Origin of the sequence: Vibrio sp. 10N.222.52.B7 (assembly GCF_041474275.1) — a bacterium.
Taxonomy (GTDB): Bacteria; Pseudomonadota; Gammaproteobacteria; order Enterobacterales; family Vibrionaceae; genus Vibrio; species Vibrio crassostreae_C.
Genome location: NZ_JBFRTU010000589.1, coordinates 1 through 227, shown reverse-complemented (window position 1 = coordinate 227; position 227 = coordinate 1). Strand labels below are relative to the sequence as shown.

The 227-nt window shown below is 52.0% G+C and carries 1 pseudogene; it reads right to left on the bottom strand.

The window, feature by feature from the left end:
• Nucleotides 1-6 precede the first annotated feature (6 nt).
• A pseudogene (locus tag AB4512_RS24335) lies at nucleotides 7-227 on the bottom strand (short-chain dehydrogenase); the annotation flags it as partial.

Genomic DNA, 227 nt, shown 5'->3' with positions numbered 1-227 from the left:
TAGCCGTTAACCGCGGTTTATCGTGATATCTGACACATATCCATGCTCGGTACTGGTTAACGCCTGCTGCAGCATTTGAGCGGCTTCTTGTGCGGTCATAAAGCTTGAGGTATCCATGGCTTTGCCGCTGGTTCCCCAAAACTCGGTTGCCATCCCGCCGGGGTAAACTGCAACGATCTTCATCGGGTGACCTTTGAGCTCCAACCTGACCGATTCGATAAAGCCTT